The sequence below is a fragment of the Campylobacter australis genome (assembly GCF_050586305.1).
Classification (GTDB): Bacteria; Campylobacterota; Campylobacteria; order Campylobacterales; family Campylobacteraceae; genus Campylobacter_A.
This window is the reverse complement of record NZ_JAXUAA010000002.1, coordinates 242,908-262,684: the sequence shown is the minus strand read 5'-3', so window position 1 is coordinate 262,684 and position 19,777 is coordinate 242,908. Positions and strand designations below refer to the sequence as shown.

The window sequence follows — 19,777 nt, the reverse complement described above, 5'->3', positions numbered from 1 at the left end:
TAAAATTTTAAAGCATTTTTTGCTAAACTTATATAAAAAGTAAAAGGAAAATTTTGAATAGACTTAGTATAGAGCAAGCGGTTGGTCTTATAGAAAATGCGCCGCTTCACGAGCTTGGTGCCATGGCTTATGATAGAAAAAAGCAGCTACATCCTGATGGCACTACGACATTTATCGTTGATAGAAATATAAACTACACAAATGTTTGCTGGGTGGATTGCGAGTTTTGTGCATTTTATCGTCATGCAAAAGAGGAAGATGCCTATGTTCTTAGCTTTGAGGAGATCGGTAAAAAGATAGAGGAGCTTATAGAGATAGGTGGGACACAAATTTTGTTTCAAGGTGGAGTACACCCAAGATTAAAGATAGAGTGGTATGAGGAACTTGTGGAGTTTATCACAAAAAACTATCCAAGCATAACTATACATGGATTTTCTGCGGTTGAGATAGATTATATAGCAAGAGTTTCTAAAATTTCAGTAACAGAGGTTTTAAGGCGCCTAAAAGATAAAGGGCTTTACTCGATGCCAGGTGCCGGGGCTGAAATTTTAAGTGATAGGGTGCGCGACATCATAGCTCCAAAAAAGTGCGATACTGCTGTTTGGCTAGATATACACAGGCAAGCACATAAGCTTGATATAAAAACTACAGCAACCATGATGTTTGGGACTGTTGAGACTACGCGAGAGATAGTTGAGCATTGGGATCATATTAGAAATTTACAAGATGAAACAGGTGGTTTTCGTGCGTTTATACTTTGGAGTTTTCAGGGACTAAATACAAAGCTTATGGCAAAACATCCTGAAATTTCTAAGCAAAGCTCAAACCGTTACTTACGCCTGCTAGCTGTATCAAGACTTTTTTTAGATAACTTTTTAAATATTCAAAGTAGTTGGGTTACGCAGGGTAGCTATGTTGGTCAGTTGGCACTTAAATTTGGTGCAAACGATCTTGGTAGTACTATGATGGAAGAAAATGTCGTAAAAGCGGCTGGTGCAGCCTTTAGAATGAATCAGGCTCAGATGATAGATCTGATACGAGATGTTGGCGAGAAGCCAGCAAAGCGCAATACAAACTATGATATTTTAGAAAGATTTTAGATGAAAATTTTAAATTTAAATGTAAAAAATATAGAAATTCCAGTTGTTTTTGAAAGTTCAAATTCGCTTGAAGTGGCAAATTTAAAGCTTGTTTTTAAAGTGGCTGGTGCGTGCAAAAATAAAAAGTCAGGACTTGCTAGGTTGGCTGCAAATATGCTAAATGAAGGCACGAAAACAATGGGCTCAGTAGCTTTTGCTAGAGAGCTTGAGAGCAGGGCGATAAGCCTTGATGTTAGTGCTGGATTTGAGACATTTGGGATCGATATTAGCTGTTTAAAAGAGCATTTTTCTTTTGCGCTAAGTTCGCTAGCAAAGTTGCTTCGCGACCCAAATTTAACTGATGAGTGCCTTGCTAAATGCAAAACTATCACGCTTGGTGAGATCTCAAATAACCAAAATGACAACGACTATATAGCAAGATGTGGGCTTTACAAAATGCTTTATGATGGTACAAATTTGGCTGAGCCAACTATTGGTACAAGCAAGAGTTTACAGGACATTTCACTAAAAGATATAAGTGAGTTTTTGAGTTTGCATATGGATCTTTCAAATTTATTTATAGTTTTTGGTGGAGATGTAAAAGTAGATGAACTTAATGAGTTAAAGAGTGCCTTAAGCGCGCTTGAGATTGGCTCTAAGCGTGAACTTGAAATTTACAAAATGAGCGATAAGTGCGAAACTAGCATTATTACAAAGCAAAGTGAGCAAGCTTATATCTACTTTGGTTCACCGTTTAATGTTGCTAAAGATGAGAGATTTAAGGCTAGTGTCGCGATGTTTGTGCTTGGAGAAAGTGGCTTTGGATCGCGTATAATGGAGGAAATTCGCGTCAAGCGCGGTCTTGCTTATGCGGCTTATGCTAGAGGAATTTATAGTCTTTCTAGTACGCAAGTTTTTGGATATTTACAAACTAAAAATGAGAGCAAGGATGAGGCGATAAGCGTAGTAAGGGCAGAATTTGAGAAATTTATTAAAAATGGCGTAAGTAAATCTGAACTTTTACAGGCAAAGAAATTTTTACTTGGCTCATTACCATTGCGTTTAGAAACGCTTTTTAAGCGTTTAAATATAGCTCAAGATGAGTTTTATAGGGGCGAAAAGCTTGGCTCATTTATCCAAGAGCTTAAAAATATAGAGCAACTAACACAAGATGAGCTAAATGGCTTTATCTCATCACACAGCGAGATAGGCAAGCTAAGCTTTTGTGTGCTTTTTGATGGAAAATGAAATTTGAGCCAAAAGACCGTGAGGAGCTAGCAAGTATTGGGATCTTTAGCCTGCTTGACCTAGCGCTTTGTCTGCCAAAAAATTTTGAAAGCAGTTTTCTTACGCAAAGCCCAAGACAAGGTATGGTTTGCGTTGAGGCTGAAATTTCATCATTGCGGCGTGCAAATGGTGGCATGCTTGTAGCTAGTGCTTTTTGCAAGGCTTGGGAGTGTGAAATAAAGATAGTTATATTTCACGCAAAGAGCTGGCACTATGGTGCCTTTAAGCCACATAAAGAGCTTATTTTAAGCGGTACTTGCGCCTATGCTTACGGAGCTTGGCAGCTTACAAATCCAAAAATCATCACAAAAACTGGCACTATCACTCCAAAATTTCGTCGAGATATGAAAGATGAGAAGCTGTCAAAAATTATCGCAAAATATATAAATGAGCAAAATTTAATAGATGAAGGACTAAATGGCTTAGAAATTTCATATCTTTTATCGCTTCAAGGCGGTGATGAAAATGCCGTTTTGTTGCTTGAGAATCTAAGAAGTGGCGAGCTTGATACGAGTGTTTTGAAATTTGTAGAAATTTTTAACTATATAAAAAAACTAAATTCAAAAAAACTGGTTTATAAAAATCAAAAAGTAGATCTTTTTAAGATTGAGCAGTGGTTAAAAAATTTGCCATTTAGTCCAACAAATGACCAAATTTCAGCTATTTGCGATATAAGGGCAGACTTAAAAAACAATCACGCTGTACGGCGAGTGGTGATGGGAGATGTTGGTAGCGGAAAGACTATCGTTATGCTTGCTGGCGCTCTTAGCGTTTATCCGCAAAAAGCTGTCTTGATGGCTCCAACAAGTATTTTGGCTGAGCAGCTTTATAGCGAGGCTGTGCGACTGCTGCCAAAGTTTATGCATGTTGTTTTGTTAAAGAGTGGTGAAAAAAATTCTGACTTAGATAGCGCAAATTTGATAATCGGCACCCATGTTTTGCTTTATACCGATTTACCAAAAGCACCACTTGTTATGGTTGATGAGCAACATCGTTTTGGCTCGGCACAGCGCGCAAAGATAGAAGAGCTTGTAAAAGATGGCGACCGTATGGCCACTTTTGTTCAGTTTTCAGCTACACCTATACCTCGCACTCTGACGCTTATTAACTCATCTTTGGTAAGTTATAGCTTTTTACGAGAAATCCCTTTTAAAAAGCATATAAGGACGCAAGTCATTAAAAATGCAGACTTTTTGTCGTTTTTAAGCCATTTGCGCTCAGAGATAACAAACGGTAGGCAAGCCATCATCGTCTATCCGCTTGTTGAAAGTAGTGAGAATTTTAACTATCAAAGCCTGAGCGAGGCAAGCGAGTTTTGGCTTAAAAATTTTAAAAATGTCTTTATAACGCATGGAAAAGATAAAAATAAAGAGGAAATTTTGGCTAAATTTCGTGATGAGGGTGAAATTTTACTTGCTACTACGATCGTTGAGGTAGGTATATCTTTGCCGCGGCTTAGTACGATATTAATTGTTGGAGCTGAACGGCTTGGACTTGCTACTCTTCATCAGTTGCGCGGTCGTGTGGGTAGAAACGGCGGTGAGGGGTATTGTTTTTTATACACAAAACTTAAAGCCATCCCTGCAAGACTTACTGAATTTGCTGCAACGATTGATGGTTTTAAGATAGCCGAACTTGACTTAAAAAACCGCCAAAGCGGCGATATATTAAACGGTAGTGTGCAGCATGGGGCGACATTTGAGTATTATGATTATGAAGAAGAGATAACCCTTGCAGCAAAGGATAGGGCGCAAAAATTAAGCTATGTCTAAAATGCATGAAGTTACTTAATTGCTCTTTTTATTGCTCGTTAATAAAAGGATAAAAAATGAAAAATATAAAAATTTTCTTGCTTTGTATAGCGTGTGTGATTTTTGCAGGTTGTGCAAAAAAGAGTCTAGAGGAGCGTCTAACAAAACTAGAAGATCCCACAGCTAGATATTGCATGCAAGTTGGCGGTAAAATTTTACCAAGGGTAAAAACTGAGCCAAACAAGCGACTTCTTGCAGGCTAAGCCCTGTAAAGGTAGTTGATGCTTGGGAGCTTTATGAGACTTCACGAAAGCTTAATCCTTAAAAAGTTCACTTTTTAGCTTTAGAAAATTTTCATACATATCTTTGGTGTTTTGACGCAGCTCATCATCTCTTGTGTAAACACTTGTAAGAGTTACAAAATCATCGATCATGATCTCGCACATGATTTTTATCCGCTCTCTATCTGCCTTGCTTACGCCTTTATCGCTCATTGTACGAATTTTACTTAGATATTCGTTGCCTTGGGATATGTAGGCTACAAATTTTAGTGAGTTCGTAGCATTTGCGTGTGTTGCGGTTGCCATCTTGTTATATGCATCAATACTAAGTGCCTCTTTGCTTAGTTGTAAGGCTTGCTCGTAGTTTCCGATACTTTCGTAAAATCTTGCTTTAAAACTTAGCTGGTATGAGCCATCAGTCGCAAAGAAAAACGAAAATAGCAAAACAATCGATATGCCTAAAATAAGTGCTAAATTTTTAGCTCTCATTGCTTTGCTCGTTTTGCTTCTTTGCTTTTTTAGCCCACCAAATTTTAAGGTTTGCCACAAAGTCACTTTTATTTTGTTCTACACTTCTTCCGCCATCTTGCTCGCTAGCCAGCCACAGCTTATTTTGAATGAGCTCTTTTGCATCATCTTGTGACATATCGGCCACACTAAATGGCTTTGATAGGCTGAAATTTATAGTGCAAAATGGTTTTGGGATTATCATCTTATCCCAGCTTTTTAGCTCCCAAAATGAGCTTGCTTCGTAGTTTAGCGCGTAAATTTCACGCCCTGTTTTTTGCGCTATTACGACCGCTCCATCGGCTACGCTATGTCTTGGTCCGCGTGGGCCATCTGGTGTGATAATGACATCAGTGCCATTTTTTATCTCACGAAGTGCCTCGATGAGCGCCTTTGCACCGCCTCTTGAGCTACTTCCGCGGATAGTGCCGATACCAAAAAATTTTATGATTTTTGTTATTAGCTCGCCGTCTCTGTGATCACTTATGATGACCTTGCCAGCTTTTTTACCACCAAAGTCTTTACTCCAGTATCTTAAGTATGCAAAGCTCATAAAGGCTAGTCGTCCGTGCCAAAAGACAACGACACAACCATCTTGCGGAAGTTTAGTATTTGTATAAGTTTTTTTGCAAGTTAAAAATATAAGCCAAATCAGCGCATTTATCGCAATTGCAGCGCAATTTAGCTTAAAATTTTTAAACCAACTTACCATAAAGCACCATGCGCTTTGGATTATCAATGCGAACTTTTAGAGTCTTGCCAAGTAGCTCTTCACTGCCTTGAACTTGAACTAAGAAGTTATTAAAGCTACGCCCAGCTACACCGCCGTTTGCACGAAGCTCTTCAAAATATACTTCATGTATTTTTCCATTTTGTGTTGCAACTATCTCATCTAAAATTTCATTATGGCGATTTTGCAGGTGTGTTAGGCGTGTGCTGGCGATGTTTTCTGGGACTTGATTTGCAAATTCAGCCGCTTTTGTAAGTGGTCTAGGAGAGTATTTAAAGCTAAAAATTTGCTCAAATCTCACCTTTTCTATCACATCCATCGTATCCTCAAACTCCTCATCGCTCTCACCAGGAAAGGCTACTATGATGTCGGTTGAGATGCTTACATCGGGACAAAGTGAGCGAAGTTTTTGCGCTCGGTCTAAAAACCACTCTTTAGTGTATCCGCGCTTCATTTCGCGCAAAACCTTTGTGTTTCCACTTTGAAGTGGCATATGCATGGATTTGCAAATTTTAGGATTATTAGCAAAAATTTCAAGAAATTTATCATCCATATGAAGCGGATGTGGGCTAGTAAATCGGATACGCTCAATGCCATCGATCTCGCTAAGCCTTACCAAAAGATCTGAAAAGTCCATTTTTTCGTGCGCGTTTGAAAACCTTTTTCCATAGTTATTTACATTTTGACCAAGTAAGAAGATCTCGCTCGCACCGCTTTGAGCGGCTCTTTGCGCCTCTTTTACTATGAGATTTGCAGGGATTGAAATTTCATCGCCTCTGGTGTGCGGGACGATACAGTAGGTGCATTTTTTATCACAGCCGATTGAGATGTTGATATGGCTTTTATACGGCGAGCCACGAAACTCGCCAAATGCGTAGTCGCTCTCATCGTAGTTTATATCGGTTGAGATAAATTTTGGTGTTTTTATGGCAGTTGAAATTTTACTCACATTTCTAGCGCCAAGCACGAAATCAACATAAGGCGCGCGCTTAAAAATTTCACTCCCAAGGTGACTTGCCGTACATCCGCAAACGCCGATCTTAGCATCGTTTTTTTTGGCTTTTTCAAAAGCTCCAACCTCGCTAAAAAGCTTATGCACAGGCTTTTCACGCACCGAGCAGGTGTTTATAAGTATGAGATCAGCCTCGCTCATCTCATTTGTGAGCTCATAGTTATCTTTGTCTTTTAGCTCAGCGATGATATGCTCGCTATCGCGGACATTCATCGCACAGCCTAATGTCTGAATAAATAGTTTTTTAGCCATTATAAGATATGAACTTCATACATATAGTCGTTGTCATCAAGTCCGTACTTAACCGTTCTATGATATACGCTAAGCCCCTTTTCTTCAAAGTGTTCAACAAGGGCTATAAGCTGTTTATGGCTATTTTCTTTATCAAAGTAAAAAATTTTCTGTCCCTCTTTATTTACGGCAGCTTCTATCTTATCAAGCGAGATAGTCTTTGGCTTTGCATCTATCTCGTTTCTAGCAAGTTTTAACTCCATTTTTTATCCTTATTTTGACTTTTTGAATTCGCGAGTATATCAAAATGCTAATAAAAAGCACATTAAACTTTTTATTAGTAACAAAATTGTATAATTATCGAACTTCACGATTTAAATCCCAAAAATTTATCGTTACAACGGAGAGATAATGGAAAGAATTTCAGATATTATAGAGTCTATAGCAAACGAAAAAGGGCTTGAGATAGATGATGTCAAAGAGCGCGTAAAGCGTGCTTTGATAAACACTGCAAGACATGTTTATGGCGAGCATTACGAGTATGATGTAAGCCTTGATGCTAATAAAAATTTAAAGCTTTATCAAAAAATTTTGATATTAGCAAATGATGATGAGCGTTTAAGTGAGGATAATGAACATTTTATAGGTGTCAGTGAGGCGAGAAAGATCCATGGAAGCGTGGAAGTTGGAGATGAGCTTACATATGAGCTAAGCCTTGATAACCTAGGCAGAACAGCCGCTCAAACACTTCATAAAGAGCTTGAGTTTCACATACAAAGACTTGTTGAAGAGAAAATTTTTCAAAAATATGAAGAGATGATTGGAAATGTTGTTTTTGGAACGGTTGTGCGTGTTGATGAGCAGGAAAACACCTTTATTGAAGTAGATGAGCTTCGTGCGGTTTTACCGCGTAAATACCGTATAAAAGGTGAAAAATTTAAGATGGGCGATGTTGTAAAAGCGGTTATTAGAAAAGTTTATAGTGATAAAAATTTGGGTATAAAAGTAGAACTTTCTCGCACATCTCCTAAATTTCTTGAGGCACTTTTAATGGCTGAGGTGCCTGAGATAAAAGATGGTGGCATTGTCATACAAGGTAGTGCGCGCATACCTGGAGAGAGAGCAAAAGTGGCGATAATGTCAGTTTCTCCTAGCATTGACGCTGTCGGTGCTACTGTTGGTACTAAAGGCGTGCGTATAAATGCCGTAAGTAAGGAGCTAAAAAATGAAAATATCGATGTGGTTGAGTATTCTCATGAGCCTATTATCTTTATCACTCGTGCGATGAGTCCAGCCATTATTAGCTCTGTAAAGATCGATGATAAAAAGGCTATAGTAAGCCTTGTGAGTGAGCAAAAGAGCAAAGCTATCGGCAAATCAGGCATCAATATCCGCCTTGCAAGTATGCTAACTGGCTATGAGATAGAGCTAAATGAGCTTGGTGCTGGCAGTGCGAAAACAAATAGTGATGGCAATAGCATGACTCGTGATTTAAAAGCTTTATTTGGGGATTTGTAGCATTTACGAAAACGGCTTTGGTTGTTGTCGCAACTGGCGTGGTTGGGCATGAAATTTTACTTCAGCTTTTAGCCGATAAAAGATATGATAAAGTTATAGTTTGAGCTAGAAGGGAAGTTAAAATTTCTAGCTCAAAACTTGAAGTAAGGGTTATTGATTTTGATAAAATTTCAGAACTTAGCTTATATGGTGTGGATAAGGTTTTTGTACTCTTGGTACTACTATAAATCAAGCAAAAGCTCATGAAAATTTTATCAAGGTGACTTTGCATATACTTTTGAGATTATAAAAGTTGCTAAAATATTAGGTGTTCAAGAATTTATCCTAATCTCCGCTCCAAATGCAAATTCTACTTCAAAAAATTTCTATCTTTATATAAAAAGTAAGGTTGGAGGACGCGATAATGGATTTGGATTTAAAGCTCTATATATTGTTAGAGTTACATTTGATTAATGGCAAAAGAGCTAAATTTTGGCTTGGAGAGTGGATTTTTATAAAACTTTTTAAAATTTTGCCAAAGGGATTTTTGAAAACATATCAGCCCTTAGGCGGCGAGCAGATAGCAAAAAGTGGTGATGCCTAAGGCTCAGGATAGAAGCTTGGGAATTTGTGAGTATTTTGTATTTGAAATTTTAGATTAATACTTTTCCTAAAAAATCGTAGTTGCTTTTTATACTTTGTTAGTTTTATCAATATATCTTTTTAATATTATCATCGCAGCTATGCTATCAAATTTGCCATCTCGCTCATCTTTTGTAAGCCCACTTGCCTCAAAACTACTTAGCGCCTCATCTTGGTAAAAAATTTCCCCATCAAACTCTAAAAGTGATACAAAATGGCTAATCCGCCTTTTCATCTCATCTTCACTCGCGCCCCCAAGCGGAACACCAACAACTAAAATTTCAGCTTCTCTTTGTCTTATTGCATCACTTACATCTCGCGCGGCTTGGTTGCGATTTTTACGAAGTATGGGCGCAAGAGGTAAGACTACTTTGTCGTAAGAAAATGCTAAGCCTATGCGCTTTAGTCCTATGTCTAGTGCGATGATTTTGAGCTTTTTTGTACTTGTCATGCCATACTTTTTACTTGTAAATTTTTTATCTCAAGTTTGCCAAGAAGTTCATACTCATAAACTTTATCGCCAAATTTTGAAAGCGCCATATCAAGTGAAACGCCACCATTGCAAAATTCTAAAATCTCATCACTTTGAGTTTTAATTTCACTTTTTTTGCCAAAAATGCTAGCAAAATTTTCAAAGTTATCTATGATTTTTGCCTTGCCTTCATTTAAAAGTTTATTTGTGCCACAACTTTCATTGATGCGCTGCGGTAGGACATATATCGGCACTCCAAGCTCACTTGCTAGCCTTGCGCTTTGCATAGAGCCACTTTGTAAGTCCGCCTGTGCTATTACAAGGGCTTGCGAGAGAGCTACAACTATGCGATTTCTTTCTAAAAAGCGAAAGCCAAGTGCAGGTGTTTTAGCTGGATATTCACTTAAGGCAAGACCTTGTGCATAAATTTGCTCTATCGTTTTTGTGTTTGATGGCGGATATATAATGTCAAGACCAGTTGCAAAAACACCAATAGTACAAGGCAAAGATGCTTTATGTGCGACTATATCAACACCTATGGCGCCTCCACTAACAATACAAACACCAAAATTTACAAGCGTTTTACAAAGCTCATTAACACACTCTTTTGTATAAACACTCGCTTTTCTTGAGCCAACGACTGCTACTTTTGGCAGGCTTAACAGCTCTAAATTTCCGCTGTAAAAAAGCTCTTTCGGGATATTTTTTAGCCTTTTTAGATTATGCGGAAAATTTTGATTATTTAAGCAGTTCATAAGCTTCATTGATATAGATAAGCTCTACATCTTTAAGTAGTTCATTTGCTGATTTTAGCACGGCTATCGTATTTTTACGCGGATGACCTATGGCGATAGCAACACCATTTGTTTTGGCAATATGCACAGCTAGTTCAAGTTGTTTTCGTATCTTAGAGATGCTATCCGCATCATCAAGAAATACATCTCTACAAAAGTAGGGTACTTTATGATTTTTTGCAACCAGTTCGACCTTGCTAGAGGCTATGGTTTTGCTGTCCATGAAGATAAAGCCTTGATTTTGCAGTATCTCAAATGTCTTGTTTATGGCGTTAAAGTTACTTGTAAATTTTGAGCCAGTATGGTTGTTTATAAATTTTGCTTTTGGAAAGTCGGTGCGAATTTTTCTTATCTTCTTTTCTATGCTTTGAGAGCTTTCATTCACTAAAAGAGTTTCTGGCTCTTGGTTGCTTGAGTTTTGTGCTTGCATAGGCAGATGTATCATAAAATAGCCAAATTTTTTGGCTATCTCTTTGGTGTCTGGGTAGTTTTTTGATACAGGAAAAATGGATGGCGTCATCTTTAGTCCTGTTGATAACATCATGTTTACATGTGCATGCGTCGCAACATCATCTATGACTATGGCTAGCTTTGGTTTGCCTGTATTTAGGTATTTTGAGCCAGTTTGTTTTTTTGTTTTATATTCGCTAAATTTTGTGTTTTTGGTCTGGTTTTTAGTTTTTGGAATTTGTTTTTCTGTTTTTTCTTTTATTTGTATCTCTTGATTTAATGGTTTTTTCTCAGGTTGTGCTATGGGTTTTGTTAAATTTTCTTCTGGTTTTATGGATATTTTGCGCCAATCATCAGTCTCTAACTTGTCATTAAATATGATATCAAGCTCTGTTGGCATGTAAGTCTTGCTTTGATTTATCTCTGTATTAATATCTTGTGCTTTTGTTGTGTTAGTCTCAGGTTTTATATCTAAAACTTTACTGTCAGGTAGTTTTTTAATAGTCTGTTCTTTTTGTGTTTTTGTTTTTTGCGAGAGTGCGTGCGTTTCGTCTATGCTTTTTGGGTCAAGGAAAATTTTACTTAGATTTTCATCTTTATCAAATTTTATAACCTCTCGTACATTTTTTTGCTCTTTTTTTATCTTTTCTGAGACATTTACAGCTTTTATTTGCTCTGTTTTTTGCTGTTTTGGTTGTTCGGCTAAATTTGGTTTTTTGTTATCTAATGCAAGATAAAAAAGTCCAGCACACAACAGAATAAAAAGTAAAAGCGCAACATAAATCTTAGTTCGCCCAAGCGCAGGCTTTTTGCCTTTGCTCGAGCGTTTTTTGGCTAGTGCCGTAGGTTTTTTACTAGCCAAAATTAGTTTTTGCTTTGATCTACGATTTTATTAGCAGCGATCCACGGCATCATAGAGCGAAGTTTTTTGCCAGTTTGATTTAGCAAGCTTCTCTCAGCTAGCCCGCGCTCAGCGTTCATTCTAGCATATCCTGTTGTCTTTTCTAGGACGAAATTTTTAGCAAAAGTACCATTTTGTATCTCTTTTAAAATTTCCTTCATAGCCTTTTTGCTATTCTCGTTTATAACGCGTGGTCCGCTTACATAGTCACCATACTCGGCTGTGTTTGAGATAGAGTAACGCATATCAGCCATACCGCCTTGATACATGAGATCAACGATAAGTTTTAGCTCGTGTAAGCACTCAAAGTAAGCCATCTCAGGCTCATAGCCAGCCTCTACAAGCGTTTCAAAGCCAGCATTTACAAGTGAGCATAGACCACCACAAAGTACAGCTTGTTCGCCAAAAAGATCCGTTTCTGTCTCATCTTTAAATGTAGTTTCGATTATACCAGTTCTTCCGCCACCTATCGCGCTAGCATAACTTAGAGCAATCTCTTTTGCTTTGCCACTTGCATTTTGCTCAACTGCGATAAGATCAGGTATGCCGCCACCTTTTATAAACTCGCTTCTTACGGTGTGACCCGGTGCTTTTGGAGCTATCATAATGACATCAATATTTTTTGGAGCCTTAATCTGTCCAAAATGAATATTAAATCCATGTCCAAATGCAAGCGCAGCGCCATCTTTTAAATTTGGCCCAATTTCATTTTTATAAATTTCAGCTTGATGCTCATCTGGTGTAAGTATCATAACCACATCGGCGTCTTTTGTGGCCTCTGCTACCTCTTTTACACTAAAGCCTTTTGCCTCAGCCTTAGCCCAGCTGCTGCCACCCTTTTTAAGACCGATAGTTACGCTAACTCCGCTGTCACGCAGATTTTCAGCGTGTGCGTGCCCTTGTGAACCAAAACCGATGATGCTTACTTTTTTGCTTTTTATCAAGCTTAAATCGCAATCTTTATCATAGTAAATATTTACTGCCATACTCTCTCCTGTATTAAATTTTTGACTGATTATACATTTTAAGAGCAAAAATAACGCTGAAAGAGATAAAAATTTACACTTTAAGTTTTATAACAAGGCAATTTTGATACAATTGCCGATAAATTTTATAAGTAATGAGAGCTAAAAATAATGAATGATTCTATTTATACTAAGATAAAGACACTGCCACCGCTTGATGATACTGTTGTAAAAATTCAGCGTTTGTGCGCAGACGAGAACAGTTCTATTGGCGATCTAACCAAGATAATAGAAAAAGACCCTATGCTTACTGCAAATATCTTGCATTCAGCAAATTCTCCGCTCTATGGCTTTAGCAAAGAGATAACAGCTATATCTAGAGCTATCTCACTTTTTGGAATGGCTACTATCCGTGGTTTTGCTCTTTCAAGTGCCATGAAAAAGAGCTTTAGTATAAATTTAGAGCCTTATGGCATCACATCGCATGACTTTTTAAGTATCTCTATAATGCAAAATGCGCTTATGTATAATTGGTATTCTAAAATCAAGCCAAAAGACCTTGAGATACTCTCTCCAGCATCTTTTATGATAGAGGTTGGTAAGATAGTTTTGGCTAATGAGATAAGTGAAAGTGGTAAAATAAATGACTTTAAAGATCAGTTAAAAAATGCAACTCATCCAAGCGACCTTGCAACAATAGAGACAAATATGTTTGGCATTACAAACGAGGATATAACTGCTAAAATTTTCGAACAATGGAATCTTGAGAGCGAGCTTGTTGGCTCTATACAGTTTGCAAATGACCCAGATGCGGCTCCAAAACACATAGTCGAATATGCAAAAGCCCTAAAAGTGGTAAAAACTGCAGTAAATATTTTTGGTCAGCTTGATGACACAAGTATCCAAAATTCGCTAATGTTGCTTGATGAGTATGGTTTTGATCACGATACATTTTTAATGGCTGTTGCAAAAGTAAAAGATAATCTGTGAAGGAATTTCTCTACGCCCTTATTAATGGCGTAAAAGAGCGAGAGATCTCAAATGAAAATAGGGAAATTTTACGCAATCTTGAAAATTTAAAGGCTGTAAGCCAGCACAAAGCCAATTTTTATTTAAATGATGGTTTTGTTTGTGGGAGACTTGATATAAGTACAAACGGCACAGGCTATCTTGCGCCGTTTGATCCACGCTTTAAACAAGACATAATAATAGAAAATAAAAATTTAAATAACGCCCACTATGGTGATATAGTTTTAGCCAAAATTTTAAGAACCAAAAAAAAGCGCGAGAGCGCAAAGGTCATCATGAGCCTAAAGCTTGCGAACGAAACAAGTGTGGTTTATACGAAATTTTTTGGACAAGCTATACTTGGTGTAAATGTAAAAACTGGACTTAGCACAACCTTAAGGGCTAGCCAAAAGAGCCTAAAACAGCTACCTATAGGTACTTTGCTAAAGATAAACAACATAAATGGTGAGATTGCAGAGGTATTAGGCAATATAAACGACCCGCTGAGCGATGAGAAAATTTCACTTGCTATCTATAATAAAAATGATAAATTTAGCGATGCTTGCGAGGATGAGGCGCTGGCCTGGGGTGATAGCGTCGAGGCTAGCTTTTATCCAGATAGGGTCGATCTAAGAGAGTTGGAATTTGCTACTATTGACCCAGTTCATGCAAAAGACTTTGATGATGCGATATATTTTGATGTCAAAAAGCGTGAAATTTATGTTGCTATCGCCGATGTAAGTGAGTATGTAAACGCCTATTCTGCTATCGATAGCGAGGCAAAAAAACGCGGTTTTTCTATATATTTTCCACATATTGCTATACCTATGTTGCCACGAGCTTTGAGTGAAAATATATGTTCGCTTAAGCCAAATGTTGATAGGCTTGCATTTTGCTTTAAAATCTCACTTGATGAAAATTTAGATGTCGTTAAAGAGGAGCTTTTTGAAGCTATTATAAATTCAAAAAGACGCTTTAACTATGATGAGATAGATGAAATTTTAGACGATAAAAAAGATAGCGAAATTTCTTGGGTAAAACCACTTTTTGCTATCACCTCAAAGCTTAGAAAAAAACGCCTTGTAAATGCTTTTGACTTTCGTACTAGTGAACTTAGAATGAGTCTTGATGAGGCAGGTATGCCAAGGCAGACTATCTTTGAGACAGACAGCGACTCTCATAGGCTTGTTGAGGACTGTATGTTGCTTGCAAACAAAGCCGCTGCAAAGCGTATAGGGCGTGGAGTTTTTAGAAATCATGCTTCTCCAGATTTTAAGAAAATTTATAATTTACTTGAAGACTTATACTTGCTTGGTATAGATGTTACTTATGAGAATGACCTTGCTAAGTTGATACGAAAGATCCAATCTCAAGCTGATTTGTTGGGCAACCGTGAAGAGATAGATAAGCTTATTATTAAGGCACAAAAAAAGGCTGAGTATAGTAGTGAAAATTTGGGACATTTTGGTCTTGGATTTGACAGATATACGCATTTTACAAGTCCGATAAGGCGTTATTCTGATTTGATTTTGCATAGAATTTTAAAAGCAGGACTTAAGAATGATGAAAGACTTGTAAATTATCTGCTTTTAAATATTCAAAGCACATGTGCCACTCTAGGCGAGCTAGAGCATGAAGCAGATAAAGTAGCATATGATTTTATGGATCGTAAATTTGCACGCTGGGCGGCGCAAAATATCGGTAAAGAATTTCGTTGCTATATAAGCGAAAATCAAGATGTGGTAACGGCTAGGCTTGATGATGAACTAAAGGGTGCAAGAATTTTTATCACAGGCTTTAGTTGCGAGCTTTTAACTCCAGTTATAGTACGCATAACAGAGTCTGACATAGCTCTTGCAAAGATAGTTGGCAAAGTGGTAAGAAAGCTCGAAAAAAAGAGTTCTGATGTATAGAAGAGAGCTTGAAAATCAGCTAAACTTTGGTTTTAAGGCTAATTATTTTTTACTTTTTGGTGCCGATGAGTATCAAATAGAGATGTTCGCAAAGGAAATTTTAGCTATTTACTCAAATGATGATAGTAATGTTTTAAGCCTTTATTTTGATGAGTATGATTTTACTCTTGCAAAGTCTCATTTAGCCGAAAGTTCTTTGTTTGGAGGCGAAAATATACTTCATATAAAAACTGATAGAAAAATTCCAACCAAAGAGCTAAAAGAGCTTATAAGCATATGCGAAGCTGATAAAGACAAGAAATTTGTCTATGAGTTTTATGAGCATGATATGAAAATTGTTATGGATACACAAAAGGCTTTTGGGGTAAATTTTGCTAGATTTTTTAAGCCAAGCAATCCATCAGAGGCGGTAGAGCTTTTATCCAAAAATGCTTCAAAAATAGGGCTAAATATAACTCGCAACGCTCTTTTTGAGCTTTATGCAATACAAAATGAAGATCTATATCTTGCAGCCGCAGAGTTAAATAAACTTGCCAGCTTAAATACACACATTGAGCAAGATATGGTAAGAAAACTTGTTTTTGGGCTTGGCAGTGTTAGTTTTGATGATTTTTTTGCAAAACTTATAGGACTAAAAGATATAAAAAATGACTTTTTTACATATGAGCAAGATGTAAATTTTAATGAAATTTTGCTAATAAATTCACTCTACAAGGCATTTTCTAGACTTTTTAAATTATATTCTCATGTAAAAATAAATGGGCGTTTTGATATAAAAGAGACTCTTGGTTATGCTCCGCCAAAAAATATTGAAGAGGTGCTAAAAAAGCAGAGTTTATCTATAAATTTAAAGAGTTATAAGGATATTTTTATGGCTTTAAATTTGGCTGAATTTGAGCTAAAAACTAATAGCAAAATAGATAAAAATACCTACTTGCTTACATCGCTTCTAAATATCCAAAATATCATTTCAACAGCAAATATTAAGTAAAAAAAGAGTATAATCCCCAGTTGCCGTTTGGCAAACATCCTTGCTTATGCCAATAGGCACAGGCGAAATCCATAAGGAGAATACATGAGACATTACGAGCTTTTATTTATTCTTAAGCCAACGCTTACAGAAGAAGAAGCTAAAGCGAAAGTTGACTTCGTAAAAGAGGTTATTACTAAAAATGGCGGTGAGATCGCTAGGATAGACGAGATGGGTACACGCAAGCTTGCCTATACTATACAAAAGTATGAGCGTGGTACTTATTTTGTTATTTACTACAAAGCTCCACCAGCACTTCTTGCAGAACTAGTAAGAAATATCAGAATTACAGAAGATATTATTAGGTTCTTAAGTGTTAAATATGAAAATAAGCGTGAAATAGCTGCTTGGGATAGAATGAGCAAAGGCATAAAGCAAACTATCGTAAGAAAAGAGCGAGAACCAAGAGCACAACGCGAGCCAAAAGCTGAAAAAAGTGAAGAAATAGCTTTTTCAGAAGAAAACTAAAGGAATAAAAGATGTTTAATAAAGTTGTTTTGGTAGGAAATTTAACTAGGGATATTGAGTTAAGATATACTACAAGTGGCGCTGCTATAGGAAACACTGGGATAGCTGTTACTAGGCGTTTTACTGCAAACAACGAAAAGCGTGAAGAGACATGCTTTGTAGACATCTCATTTTTTGGAAAACAAGCCGAAATAGCAAATCAATACCTAAGCAAGGGTTCAAAAATCCTTGTTGAAGGACGCTTAAAATTTGATCAATGGACAGACAATAATGGTCAAAATCGAAGTAAACATAGCATAAGCGTTGAAAATATGGAGATGCTTGGAGGTGGTTTAAATCAAGGTGGATTTAATCAAAATAATCAGGGTGGTTATGGCTCAAATGGCGGTTATTCGCAGCAAAACAGCTACGGTAATCAAAATAATTCACAAAACTACGGTAATCAAAATAGCTACAACTCAAATAACCAGCAAAGAGTAGCCCAAAATCAGCTAAGCAAACAGCGAAACGATGATTATTATGAAGAAAAAATTCAAGAAGTAGATGTCAATGCCGATAAATTCGATATTGACGAAGATAATATACCATTTTAAAAAGGGATAACAAATGGCAGAGAAAAGAAAATATTCACGCAAATACTGCAAATTTACAGAGGCTAAGATTGATTTTATCGACTATAAAGATACTTCACTTTTGAAGTATTGTTTATCTGAGAGATTTAAGATTATGCCACGTCGCTTGACAGGTACATCTAAAAAATACCAAGAGATGGTAGAAAAGGCTATCAAGCGTGCTCGTCATGCAGCTATTATACCTTATATAGTTGATCGCAATAATGTAGTTTCAAACCCATTTGAGGGTCTATAATATATCAAAATTTCGCTCGGTTTTTTGAGCGAAATTTCTTCTTCTTTTTAAATTAATTTACGAAAAAGTAAATTTTATAAAGTATAAAATTTAGTTAATTAGTGTTATATTTATGTTTGGTTTTATCGGACTTAAAAATTCCCTCCATCAAAACCACAAACAGATAAAACATCTTTTCATCATTTGCTTTACAAATTTCTTGTAATGTTTGACTTTTACTTTTTACCTTTATATTGCTATCATTTAAAATTCGTGCCACATCTGCATTAAACTGCCTGCTAAGTTCATTTACTCTAATATCTTTTAACGCCTCGATAAAACGCGTTGTGTTGCATTCTAGTTCAACTTTTTTGCCTCGCAAAGCATTTGCAAATTCACTTGTAAGTTTTTTGATCTTTTTCTTTTTGATGTAAGCATGTATAAAAGATGTAGTCACAAGCATTATACCAGATATAGCGTGTATTTGTATTAAAAACTCGCTGTATTTGTCTTGATAAAACATAAAACCACTTACGCCAAGCAAAAATACAAGTGCTACTAAAGCTATTATTATAAGATATTTAAATATGACTTCAGCTAGATCACTTTGCATATCTCATCCTCGGAGTAAATTTTAACTCCTGCAGCACTTAGCCTTCTTGTTGTTAATCCTTGCCCGACAATTAGTTTTTTTCCAAAACTCCCATCATAAATTTGATAAACGCCACAGCTTGGGCTTCGCTCTTTTAAGATTGCTATTTTGCAGCTATTTTGTTGGGCTATATTTACGCATATTGTAGCACCCATTAAAAACTGCTCACTTACATCTGTGCGGCTAAATTTTGTAATTACTTTTTTACCTATTATCTCGGCAGGCTCTCTTGGAGTGCTAAGACCACCAAGCTCCTCAGGGCAGAGTGCTATGAGTTCAAATTTTTCTTTTAGAGCCTTTAAGTTTGGCATTAGTTCTTGCTTTAAGTTATTGCCACCATTGTATTTACAGTTTGTGCCAAGCAAACAAGCGCTTATTAAAATTTTCTCTTTCACTTTGCTTCGTTGATAAATTTCTGTTCATATAGTTGTCGTAACTGTTTTGTGTATTTACCAATTTGTCCGCCATTTATTAAATGCTTGTCGGCTTTAACTATAGGCAAAAGTATAAGTGTCGCCGCGCTTATAAAGGCTTCGTCCGCTTTATAAACTTCATCAATTGTAAAATCCCTAAGTTTAGTTTTTAGTCCAATTTTATCAGCAAATTCGAGTAAATTTTTGCGCCTTATGCCTGGTAAAATTTCATTTGAGAGCGGCTTAGTTATCAAAATATCATCTTTGATGATAAAAATACTTGAGCTTGAACCTTCACTTACAAGCCCATTTTCTACCATTATAGCTTCAAATGCGTCTTGTTTTGCCGCTTCGTTTTTTGCCCAACATTGCGCTAGTAGAGATATTGACTTTATGTCACGGCGTTTCCATCGTATATCTGGCACACTTACGACATTTATGCCACTTTTTGCAAGTGGGTTATTTATGATTTGGGCTTCGTAGCAAAAGATAAAAATAGTAGGGGTAAGTCCGCTTAAAAATTTAAAATCTCTTGCTGCTGAACCGCGAGTTATTTGCATATAAATGCCACCTTCTTTAAGCTCGTTTTTTGTTATGATACCTTGCAAAATTTTCTCAAATTCCACATGAGAGTATGGAAGTTTTAGTTCGATCTCACTCATACTTCGTTCAAATCTTTGCCAAAACTCAGCCTTATCAACCATCTTTGAGTTTAGCACAGGGACAACCTCATAAATTCCATCGCCAAATATAAAACCACGATCAAACGCACTCACTTTAGCTTCGTTTGCACTTACAAATTCGCCATTTACAAAAACTGTATTTTTTAGTTCAGACATCATTTTCCC

General features: G+C 36.7%; 22 protein-coding genes. 11 read left to right on the top strand and 11 right to left on the bottom strand.

Translation table 11 applies throughout. The features are described 5' to 3' along the window. Positions 1-53: 53 nt before the first annotated feature. From U5B17_RS04240 to U5B17_RS04225, 4 genes are read left to right on the top strand one after another with little or no spacing between them, the layout of a single operon-like run. On the top strand, positions 54-1,100 hold the full coding sequence (locus U5B17_RS04240; RefSeq protein WP_430804128.1) for a dehypoxanthine futalosine cyclase: 1,047 nt from the start codon (positions 54-56) through the stop codon (positions 1,098-1,100). Next, the gene (locus U5B17_RS04235) at positions 1,101-2,327 is read left to right on the top strand and encodes a M16 family metallopeptidase (RefSeq protein WP_430804127.1); all 1,227 of its coding nucleotides are present in this window, start codon (positions 1,101-1,103) and stop codon (positions 2,325-2,327) included. Continuing rightward, the gene (gene recG, locus U5B17_RS04230; protein ID WP_430804126.1) at positions 2,324-4,138 is read left to right on the top strand and encodes an ATP-dependent DNA helicase RecG; all 1,815 of its coding nucleotides are present in this window, start codon (positions 2,324-2,326) and stop codon (positions 4,136-4,138) included. Before U5B17_RS04235 ends, recG begins: the two co-directional genes overlap by 4 nt. Positions 4,139-4,194: 56 nt before the next feature. Next, complete coding sequence (locus tag U5B17_RS04225) at positions 4,195-4,380, top strand: hypothetical protein (protein WP_430804125.1); 186 nt, start codon at positions 4,195-4,197, stop codon at positions 4,378-4,380. Positions 4,381-4,431: 51 nt separating this feature from the next. On the opposite strand, the gene U5B17_RS04220 is transcribed toward U5B17_RS04225, so the two are convergent. From U5B17_RS04220 to U5B17_RS04205, 4 genes are read right to left on the bottom strand one after another with little or no spacing between them, the layout of a single operon-like run. Further along, positions 4,432-4,887, bottom strand: a complete 456-nt coding sequence (locus U5B17_RS04220) for a hypothetical protein (RefSeq protein ID WP_430804124.1) — start codon at positions 4,885-4,887, stop codon at positions 4,432-4,434. Next, positions 4,877-5,617, bottom strand: a complete 741-nt coding sequence (locus tag U5B17_RS04215) for a lysophospholipid acyltransferase family protein (protein WP_430804123.1) — start codon at positions 5,615-5,617, stop codon at positions 4,877-4,879. The genes U5B17_RS04220 and U5B17_RS04215 overlap by 11 nt, the downstream gene beginning before the upstream one ends. Then, a complete protein-coding gene (gene miaB, locus U5B17_RS04210) occupies positions 5,601-6,902 on the bottom strand; it encodes a tRNA (N6-isopentenyl adenosine(37)-C2)-methylthiotransferase MiaB (protein ID WP_430804272.1) in 1,302 nt (433 codons plus the stop codon). The genes U5B17_RS04215 and miaB overlap by 17 nt, the downstream gene beginning before the upstream one ends. Then, complete coding sequence (locus U5B17_RS04205) at positions 6,899-7,141, bottom strand: HP0268 family nuclease (RefSeq protein ID WP_430804122.1); 243 nt, start codon at positions 7,139-7,141, stop codon at positions 6,899-6,901. Before U5B17_RS04205 ends, miaB begins: the two co-directional genes overlap by 4 nt. Before the next feature lie 148 nt (positions 7,142-7,289). On the opposite strand from U5B17_RS04205, the gene nusA reads away from it, so the two are divergent. Continuing rightward, the gene (gene nusA / locus U5B17_RS04200) at positions 7,290-8,396 is read left to right on the top strand and encodes a transcription termination factor NusA (RefSeq protein WP_430804121.1); all 1,107 of its coding nucleotides are present in this window, start codon (positions 7,290-7,292) and stop codon (positions 8,394-8,396) included. A 670-nt stretch (positions 8,397-9,066) separates the two neighbouring features. Here the strand turns inward: nusA and ruvX are convergent. The 4 genes from ruvX to ilvC are packed head-to-tail and all read right to left on the bottom strand — an operon-like array spanning position 9,067 to position 12,620. Continuing rightward, positions 9,067-9,468 (bottom strand): Holliday junction resolvase RuvX, encoded by a 402-nt coding sequence (gene ruvX / locus U5B17_RS04195; protein ID WP_430804120.1) that lies wholly within the window; start codon positions 9,466-9,468, stop codon positions 9,067-9,069. Next, complete coding sequence (dprA, locus tag U5B17_RS04190; protein ID WP_430804119.1) at positions 9,465-10,244, bottom strand: DNA-processing protein DprA; 780 nt, start codon at positions 10,242-10,244, stop codon at positions 9,465-9,467. The genes ruvX and dprA overlap by 4 nt, the downstream gene beginning before the upstream one ends. Next, on the bottom strand, positions 10,228-11,595 hold the full coding sequence (locus U5B17_RS04185; protein ID WP_430804118.1) for a divergent polysaccharide deacetylase family protein: 1,368 nt from the start codon (positions 11,593-11,595) through the stop codon (positions 10,228-10,230). Before U5B17_RS04185 ends, dprA begins: the two co-directional genes overlap by 17 nt. A 2-nt stretch (positions 11,596-11,597) precedes the next feature. Next, positions 11,598-12,620 (bottom strand): ketol-acid reductoisomerase, encoded by a 1,023-nt coding sequence (ilvC, locus tag U5B17_RS04180; protein ID WP_430804117.1) that lies wholly within the window; start codon positions 12,618-12,620, stop codon positions 11,598-11,600. 150 nt (positions 12,621-12,770) lie between these two features. Between ilvC and U5B17_RS04175 the strand changes: the two genes are divergently transcribed. The 6 genes from U5B17_RS04175 (at position 12,771) to rpsR (ending at position 17,885) form a co-directional block, all read left to right on the top strand. Next, complete coding sequence (locus U5B17_RS04175; protein ID WP_430804116.1) at positions 12,771-13,589, top strand: HDOD domain-containing protein; 819 nt, start codon at positions 12,771-12,773, stop codon at positions 13,587-13,589. After that, complete coding sequence (locus tag U5B17_RS04170) at positions 13,586-15,520, top strand: RNB domain-containing ribonuclease (RefSeq protein WP_430804115.1); 1,935 nt, start codon at positions 13,586-13,588, stop codon at positions 15,518-15,520. The genes U5B17_RS04175 and U5B17_RS04170 overlap by 4 nt, the downstream gene beginning before the upstream one ends. Next, positions 15,513-16,511 carry a DNA polymerase III subunit delta gene (holA, locus tag U5B17_RS04165; protein WP_430804114.1) on the top strand — a complete coding sequence of 333 codons (999 nt, stop codon included), beginning with the start codon at positions 15,513-15,515 and terminating at the stop codon, positions 16,509-16,511. The genes U5B17_RS04170 and holA overlap by 8 nt, the downstream gene beginning before the upstream one ends. A gap of 84 nt (positions 16,512-16,595) precedes the next feature. Then, positions 16,596-17,018 carry a 30S ribosomal protein S6 gene (rpsF, locus tag U5B17_RS04160; RefSeq protein ID WP_430804113.1) on the top strand — a complete coding sequence of 141 codons (423 nt, stop codon included), beginning with the start codon at positions 16,596-16,598 and terminating at the stop codon, positions 17,016-17,018. An 11-nt stretch (positions 17,019-17,029) separates the two neighbouring features. Further along, a complete protein-coding gene (locus tag U5B17_RS04155) occupies positions 17,030-17,611 on the top strand; it encodes a single-stranded DNA-binding protein (protein WP_430804112.1) in 582 nt (193 codons plus the stop codon). 13 nt (positions 17,612-17,624) lie between these two features. Beyond that, positions 17,625-17,885, top strand: a complete 261-nt coding sequence (gene rpsR, locus U5B17_RS04150) for a 30S ribosomal protein S18 (RefSeq protein WP_430804111.1) — start codon at positions 17,625-17,627, stop codon at positions 17,883-17,885. Positions 17,886-17,979: 94 nt separating this feature from the next. Here the strand turns inward: rpsR and U5B17_RS04145 are convergent, their stop codons facing one another. Genes U5B17_RS04145 through U5B17_RS04135 form a run of 3 tightly spaced genes read right to left on the bottom strand, consistent with a single transcriptional unit; the run spans position 17,980 to position 19,771 of the window. Beyond that, positions 17,980-18,477, bottom strand: a complete 498-nt coding sequence (locus U5B17_RS04145) for a chemotaxis protein (protein WP_430804110.1) — start codon at positions 18,475-18,477, stop codon at positions 17,980-17,982. Next, a complete protein-coding gene (locus U5B17_RS04140; protein WP_430804109.1) occupies positions 18,462-18,911 on the bottom strand; it encodes a 2-thiouracil desulfurase family protein in 450 nt (149 codons plus the stop codon). Before U5B17_RS04140 ends, U5B17_RS04145 begins: the two co-directional genes overlap by 16 nt. Continuing rightward, entirely contained in the window at positions 18,908-19,771 is an 864-nt protein-coding gene (locus tag U5B17_RS04135; protein ID WP_430804108.1) for a D-amino acid aminotransferase, read from the bottom strand. Before U5B17_RS04135 ends, U5B17_RS04140 begins: the two co-directional genes overlap by 4 nt. Between the last annotated feature and the right edge of the window lie 6 nt (positions 19,772-19,777).

What these genes read in the sequence shown, in the direction of transcription:
- U5B17_RS04145 (WP_430804110.1), bottom strand. Translation starts at nt 18,477, where the DNA reads ATGCAAAGTGATCTAGCTGAAGTCATATTTAAATATCTTATAATAATA.
- U5B17_RS04155 (WP_430804112.1), top strand. Translation starts at nt 17,030, where the DNA reads ATGTTTAATAAAGTTGTTTTGGTAGGAAATTTAACTAGGGATATTGAG.
- ruvX (WP_430804120.1), bottom strand. Translation starts at nt 9,468, where the DNA reads ATGACAAGTACAAAAAAGCTCAAAATCATCGCACTAGACATAGGACTA.
- recG (WP_430804126.1), top strand. Translation starts at nt 2,324, where the DNA reads ATGAAATTTGAGCCAAAAGACCGTGAGGAGCTAGCAAGTATTGGGATC.
- nusA (WP_430804121.1), top strand. Translation starts at nt 7,290, where the DNA reads ATGGAAAGAATTTCAGATATTATAGAGTCTATAGCAAACGAAAAAGGG.
- U5B17_RS04175 (WP_430804116.1), top strand. Translation starts at nt 12,771, where the DNA reads ATGAATGATTCTATTTATACTAAGATAAAGACACTGCCACCGCTTGAT.
- ilvC (WP_430804117.1), bottom strand. Translation starts at nt 12,620, where the DNA reads ATGGCAGTAAATATTTACTATGATAAAGATTGCGATTTAAGCTTGATA.
- U5B17_RS04220 (WP_430804124.1), bottom strand. Translation starts at nt 4,887, where the DNA reads ATGAGAGCTAAAAATTTAGCACTTATTTTAGGCATATCGATTGTTTTG.
- U5B17_RS04225 (WP_430804125.1), top strand. Translation starts at nt 4,195, where the DNA reads ATGAAAAATATAAAAATTTTCTTGCTTTGTATAGCGTGTGTGATTTTT.
- holA (WP_430804114.1), top strand. Translation starts at nt 15,513, where the DNA reads ATGTATAGAAGAGAGCTTGAAAATCAGCTAAACTTTGGTTTTAAGGCT.
- dprA (WP_430804119.1), bottom strand. Translation starts at nt 10,244, where the DNA reads ATGAACTGCTTAAATAATCAAAATTTTCCGCATAATCTAAAAAGGCTA.
- U5B17_RS04135 (WP_430804108.1), bottom strand. Translation starts at nt 19,771, where the DNA reads ATGATGTCTGAACTAAAAAATACAGTTTTTGTAAATGGCGAATTTGTA.
- rpsR (WP_430804111.1), top strand. Translation starts at nt 17,625, where the DNA reads ATGGCAGAGAAAAGAAAATATTCACGCAAATACTGCAAATTTACAGAG.
- rpsF (WP_430804113.1), top strand. Translation starts at nt 16,596, where the DNA reads ATGAGACATTACGAGCTTTTATTTATTCTTAAGCCAACGCTTACAGAA.
- U5B17_RS04205 (WP_430804122.1), bottom strand. Translation starts at nt 7,141, where the DNA reads ATGGAGTTAAAACTTGCTAGAAACGAGATAGATGCAAAGCCAAAGACT.
- U5B17_RS04235 (WP_430804127.1), top strand. Translation starts at nt 1,101, where the DNA reads ATGAAAATTTTAAATTTAAATGTAAAAAATATAGAAATTCCAGTTGTT.
- U5B17_RS04215 (WP_430804123.1), bottom strand. Translation starts at nt 5,617, where the DNA reads ATGGTAAGTTGGTTTAAAAATTTTAAGCTAAATTGCGCTGCAATTGCG.